This window comes from Micromonospora sp. NPDC049580 (genome assembly GCF_040675595.1).
Classification (GTDB): Bacteria; Actinomycetota; Actinomycetes; order Mycobacteriales; family Micromonosporaceae; genus Micromonospora.
The window spans coordinates 1-4,570 of sequence record NZ_JBFAPG010000503.1; the positions used below are offsets into that span (position 1 = coordinate 1).

At 67.9% G+C, this 4,570-nt stretch carries 7 protein-coding genes; all 7 read left to right on the forward strand.

Features of this window, described 5'->3' with window-relative positions; genetic code table 11:
* On the forward strand, positions 1-112 hold a 112-nt coding region (locus tag AB0J68_RS27875), incomplete at its 5' end, for a 50S ribosomal protein L18 (protein WP_363941340.1).
* 33 nt (positions 113-145) lie between these two features.
* Positions 146-760, forward strand: a complete 615-nt coding sequence (rpsE, locus tag AB0J68_RS27880) for a 30S ribosomal protein S5 (protein WP_007465263.1) — start codon at positions 146-148, stop codon at positions 758-760.
* Positions 760-942 (forward strand): 50S ribosomal protein L30, encoded by a 183-nt coding sequence (rpmD, locus tag AB0J68_RS27885; RefSeq protein WP_007465262.1) that lies wholly within the window; start codon positions 760-762, stop codon positions 940-942. Before rpsE ends, rpmD begins: the two co-directional genes overlap by 1 nt.
* Positions 942-1,385 (forward strand): 50S ribosomal protein L15, encoded by a 444-nt coding sequence (gene rplO, locus AB0J68_RS27890; RefSeq protein WP_007465260.1) that lies wholly within the window; start codon positions 942-944, stop codon positions 1,383-1,385. The genes rpmD and rplO overlap by 1 nt, the downstream gene beginning before the upstream one ends.
* A gap of 231 nt (positions 1,386-1,616) precedes the next feature.
* Positions 1,617-2,945 carry a preprotein translocase subunit SecY gene (gene secY / locus AB0J68_RS27895; RefSeq protein WP_354858647.1) on the forward strand — a complete coding sequence of 443 codons (1,329 nt, stop codon included), beginning with the start codon at positions 1,617-1,619 and terminating at the stop codon, positions 2,943-2,945.
* Positions 2,946-3,599: an adenylate kinase gene (locus tag AB0J68_RS27900; RefSeq protein ID WP_007465256.1), complete on the forward strand. Its 654-nt coding sequence runs from the start codon at positions 2,946-2,948 to the stop codon at positions 3,597-3,599. It begins immediately after the preceding gene.
* A gap of 88 nt (positions 3,600-3,687) precedes the next feature.
* Complete coding sequence (gene map / locus AB0J68_RS27905) at positions 3,688-4,542, forward strand: type I methionyl aminopeptidase (RefSeq protein ID WP_363941337.1); 855 nt, start codon at positions 3,688-3,690, stop codon at positions 4,540-4,542.
* Positions 4,543-4,570: the final 28 nt, after the last annotated feature.

Sequence of the window (4,570 nt, forward strand, 5' to 3'; positions counted from 1 at the left end):
GGCCAAGGCCGCCGGCGTCTCCAAGGTCGTCTTCGACCGCGGTGGCAACCGGTACGCGGGGCGAGTCGCCGCGCTTGCCGACGCCGCCCGCGAAGCCGGGCTCGAGTTCTAACAACCCCGTCACGAGAGATAAGGAAGGCTGCTGATGCCAGGTCAACAGCGCCGTGGCGGCGGGTCCGGTGGCAACGAGGGTGGTCGCCGCGACAACCGCCGTGAGGGCGGCCGCGGAAACGCGCCCGTCGAGAAGACCCCGCACCTTGAGCGGGTCGTCGCGATCAACCGCGTCGCCAAGGTCGTGAAGGGTGGTCGTCGCTTCAGCTTCACCGCCCTGGTGATCGTGGGCGACGGCGACGGCACGGTCGGCGTGGGCTACGGAAAGGCCAAGGAGGTGCCCGCGGCGATCGCCAAGGGTGTCGAGGAGGCCAAGAAGCACTTCTTCAAGGTTCCGCGGATCGGTCAGTCGATCCCGCACCCGGTGACGGGTGAGGACGCCGCTGGCGTCGTGCTGCTCAAGCCGGCCTCGGCCGGTACGGGTGTCATCGCCGGTGGTCCGGTGCGTGCCGTGCTGGAGTGCGCCGGGATCCACGACGTGCTCTCCAAGAGCCTCGGCTCGTCGAACCCGATCAACATCGTGCACGCCACTGTGGCGGCCCTGAAGGGGCTTGAGTCCCCCGAGCAGGTCGCGGCGCGTCGTGGTCTGCCGGTGGAGGACGTCGCGCCGGCCGCCATGCTGGCGTCGCGTGCGGGGGTGGCGCGCTGATGGCACGCCTGAAGGTCACCCAGCTCCGGTCCGGTATCGGGACCAAGCACAACCAGCGTGAGTCGCTGCGTTCGCTCGGTCTCAAGCGGATCAACGACGTGGTGGTCAAGGAGGACCGGCCCGAGATCCGCGGCATGATCTTCACTGTGAGCCACCTCGTGAAGGTCGAGGAGGTCGAGTAATGACGATCAAGGTGCACCACCTGCGCCCGGCGCCCGGTTCGAAGACCGCGAAGACCCGTGTGGGTCGTGGTGAGGGTTCCAAGGGCAAGACCGCTGGGCGCGGTACGAAGGGCTCCAAGGCCCGCAAGAACATCTCGGCGGCGTTCGAGGGTGGGCAGATGCCCATCCACATGCGCCTGCCGAAGATGAAGGGCTTCAAGAACAAGTTCAAGGTGGTCTTCCAGGTGGTCAACCTGGACCGGCTCGCCGAGCTGTTCCCGAACGGCGGCCAGGTTGGCCCGCTCGAGCTGGTCGAGGCCGGCGCGGTCCGCAAGGGCCAGCCGGTCAAGGTCCTCGGCACCGGGGACCTTGGCGGGGTGGCGCTCCAGGTGTCGGCGCACGCGTTCAGCGCGTCGGCCAAGGAGAAGATCGCCGCCGCCGGTGGCTCCGCCACCGAGCTGTAAGGCGTACGACCTCGGCGCCCGTCAGTTGTGAGTAACTGGCGGGCGCCTAGGTCTGCCTGGGGCGTGTGCGCCCGGTAACATCGGATTCGGTTTATGTAGCCGGGCACACCTGCCCGGAGCGGGACAGGGCTGTTAGAGTCCCATCCCAGCCATGGATTGCGGGCACTCGCCCGTGATCCACCCCCACCCGCCAGGGATCACCGGCGGCCCGCCTCGCGCAGGAGGAAGAAGTTGCTGTCCGCCTTTCTCAGTGCGTTCCGTACGCCTGACCTGCGCAAGAAGCTGCTGTTCACAGTAGGCATCATCGCGGTCTACCGGCTGGGTGCCACGCTCCCCAGCCCGGGCGTCTCGTACGGCAACGTGCAGAAGTGCCTCGACTCCATCTCCGGGCAGACGACGGGCCCGCTGAATCTGCTCAACCTCTTCTCCGGCGGGGCGCTGCTCCAGCTCTCGGTCTTCGCGTTGGGCATCATGCCCTACATCACCGCGTCGATCATCCTGCAGCTGCTGACCGTCGTGATTCCGCGCCTGGAGCAGCTCCGCAAGGAGGGCCAGGCCGGCCAGGCGAAGATCACGCAGTACACCCGCTACCTGACCCTCGGTCTCGGCGTGCTGCAGGCCTCGGCGTTCGTGGCGCTGGCCCGCTCGGGGCAGCTGTTCCAGAACCGCTGCGACCAGTTCCCGATCATCCCCGAGGGCACCGGCATCCCGGACTGGCTGACCCTGTCCATCCTGGTGATCACCATGACCGCCGGCACGGGCATGGTCATGTGGCTCGGTGAGCTGATCACCGACCGGGGCGTTGGCAACGGCATGTCCGTTCTGATCTTCACCTCGATCGCGGCCCGGCTGCCCGGCGAGGGCTGGCAGATCAAGACCAGCCAGGGCTGGGGCAAGTTCGCCCTGGTCATCGCGCTGGTTCTGGTGGTCATCACCGCGGTCACCTTCATCGAGCAGGCGCAGCGCCGGATCCCGGTGCAGTACGCCAAGCGGATGATCGGCCGGCGGATGTACGGCGGCACCTCGACCTACATCCCGCTGAAGGTCAACCAGGCGGGTGTCATCCCGGTCATCTTCGGTTCGTCGCTGCTCTACCTTCCGCAGCTGGCGCTCCAGTTCTTCGACCAGAACGACCCGGGCAAGGTCCAGGCGTGGATCCAGAACAACCTGGTCGCTCCGAACAGCCCGATCTACATCTCGGTCTACTTCCTGCTGATCATCTTCTTCACGTACTTCTACGTCTCGATCACGTTCAACCCGACCGAGGTCGCGGACAACATGAAGAAGTACGGCGGGTTCGTGCCGGGTATCCGGCCGGGCAAGCCGACGGCCGACTACCTGGACTTCATCCTCAGCCGGATCACCCTGCCGGGCGCGCTCTACCTCGGCATCATCTCCATCCTGCCGAACTTCTTCTTCATCTGGCTGGACAGCCAGCAGTACCAGAACTTCCCGTTCGGTGGCACCGCTGTGCTCATCATGGTCGGCGTCGGTCTGGAGACCGTGAAGCAGATCGAGAGCCAACTCATGCAGCGGAACTACGAAGGGTTCCTGCGGTAGATGAGACTCGTTCTGGTTGGCCCGCCGGGTGCGGGAAAGGGCACGCAGGCAGAGTTCGTCGCCGCGCACCTGTCGGTACCCAAGATCTCGACCGGAGACATCTTCCGCTCGAACGTCACCCAGGGCACGCCGCTCGGCGTCGAGGCGAAGCGTTACATGGACGCAGGCGAGCTGGTTCCGGACGAGGTCACCATCAACATGGTCCGGGACCGGCTGGCCGAGCCGGACGCCAGCGAGGGCTTTCTGCTCGACGGCTTCCCGCGGACGACTCCGCAGGCCGCCGCTCTGGACAAGCTCCTCGCCGATCTGGGCACCGCCCTGGATCTGGTCCTGGAGCTGGTGGTCGACGACGACGAGGTGATCCGGCGGCTCTCCGGCCGGCGCACCTGCCGGGGTTGCGGCAAGATCTGGCACGTCGAGTTCGACGCCACCACCCGGCCGGGCATCTGTGACCGGTGCGGCGCCGAGCTGTTCCAGCGCGACGACGACAAGCCGGAGACCATCGCCACCCGCCTGCGGGAGTACAGCGAGAAGACCGCGCCCCTGGTCGACTACTACGGCGCCCAGGGCAAGCTGGTCGGGATCGACGCCACCGGCCCGGTGGAGGACGTCACCACCCGGGCCATCGACGCCCTGCGGTCGTACGGCGGCTGAGGTTCTCCCCGCGCCGCGGCGGATAGAGTGCGAACAGCGGGGTACGCCAGACGTGCCCCGCTGAATGGCCACGAAAGGTAACCGCTCCATGCGTCGTCCCCAGCTGGACATCCAGCTGAAGACCCCTGACCAGATCGAGAAGATGCGCGCGGCCGGGCTCGTGGTCGCCGAGGCCCTGCGCCGGATGCGCGAGGCGGTGGCCCCCGGCGTGAGCACGGCGGACCTGGACGCCATCGCCGAGTCGACGATCCGCGAGGCGGGCGCCGTCCCGTCCTTCAAGGGCTACCACGGCTTCCCGGCGTCGATCTGCTCGTCGGTCAACGAGCAGATCGTGCACGCCATCCCCTCGCCGGAGCAGGTGCTCGCCGACGGCGACCTCATCTCGATCGACTGCGGCGCGGTGCTCAACGGGTGGCACGGGGACTCCGCGATCACCGTCGGGGTGGGCGACGTCGACCCGGCGCTGCTCAAGATGGCCGAGGTCGCCGAGGACGCGATGTGGGCGGGCATCGCCGCCGCAGCGCGCGGAGCGGCCAGCGGCAAGGGGCGGCTCACCGACATCTCGTACGCCGTGGAGACGGCGGTCCGCAAGGGCGGCCGGTACGGCATCGTCGACGGCTACGGTGGCCACGGCATCGGCACCGAGATGCATCAGGACCCGCACGTGCTCAACCACGGCCGGCCGGGCAAGGGGCCGCGTCTGGTCCCCGGCATGGCGCTGGCGATCGAGCCCATGATCACCATGGCGTCCCCGCGTACGGTCGAACTGGCCGACGGTTGGACGGTCGTCACCCGGGACGGTTCGGTCGCGGCGCACGTCGAGCACTCGATGGCGCTGTTGCCCGACGGCGTGTGGGTGCTCACGGCCTTCGACGGGGGCCGCGCCCGCCTGGGCGACCTGGTCACCGCCACGCCAGTCAGCCCGACCTCGAACATCGGTTGATCATGAAGTTATTGCCAGCCGCACCGGC

Coding starts and splice junctions, on each gene's coding strand:
- rpsE (WP_007465263.1), top strand. CDS start 146: ATGCCAGGTCAACAGCGCCGTGGCGGCGGGTCCGGTGGCAACGAGGGT.
- rpmD (WP_007465262.1), top strand. CDS start 760: ATGGCACGCCTGAAGGTCACCCAGCTCCGGTCCGGTATCGGGACCAAG.
- rplO (WP_007465260.1), top strand. CDS start 942: ATGACGATCAAGGTGCACCACCTGCGCCCGGCGCCCGGTTCGAAGACC.
- AB0J68_RS27900 (WP_007465256.1), top strand. CDS start 2,946: ATGAGACTCGTTCTGGTTGGCCCGCCGGGTGCGGGAAAGGGCACGCAG.
- map (WP_363941337.1), top strand. CDS start 3,688: ATGCGTCGTCCCCAGCTGGACATCCAGCTGAAGACCCCTGACCAGATC.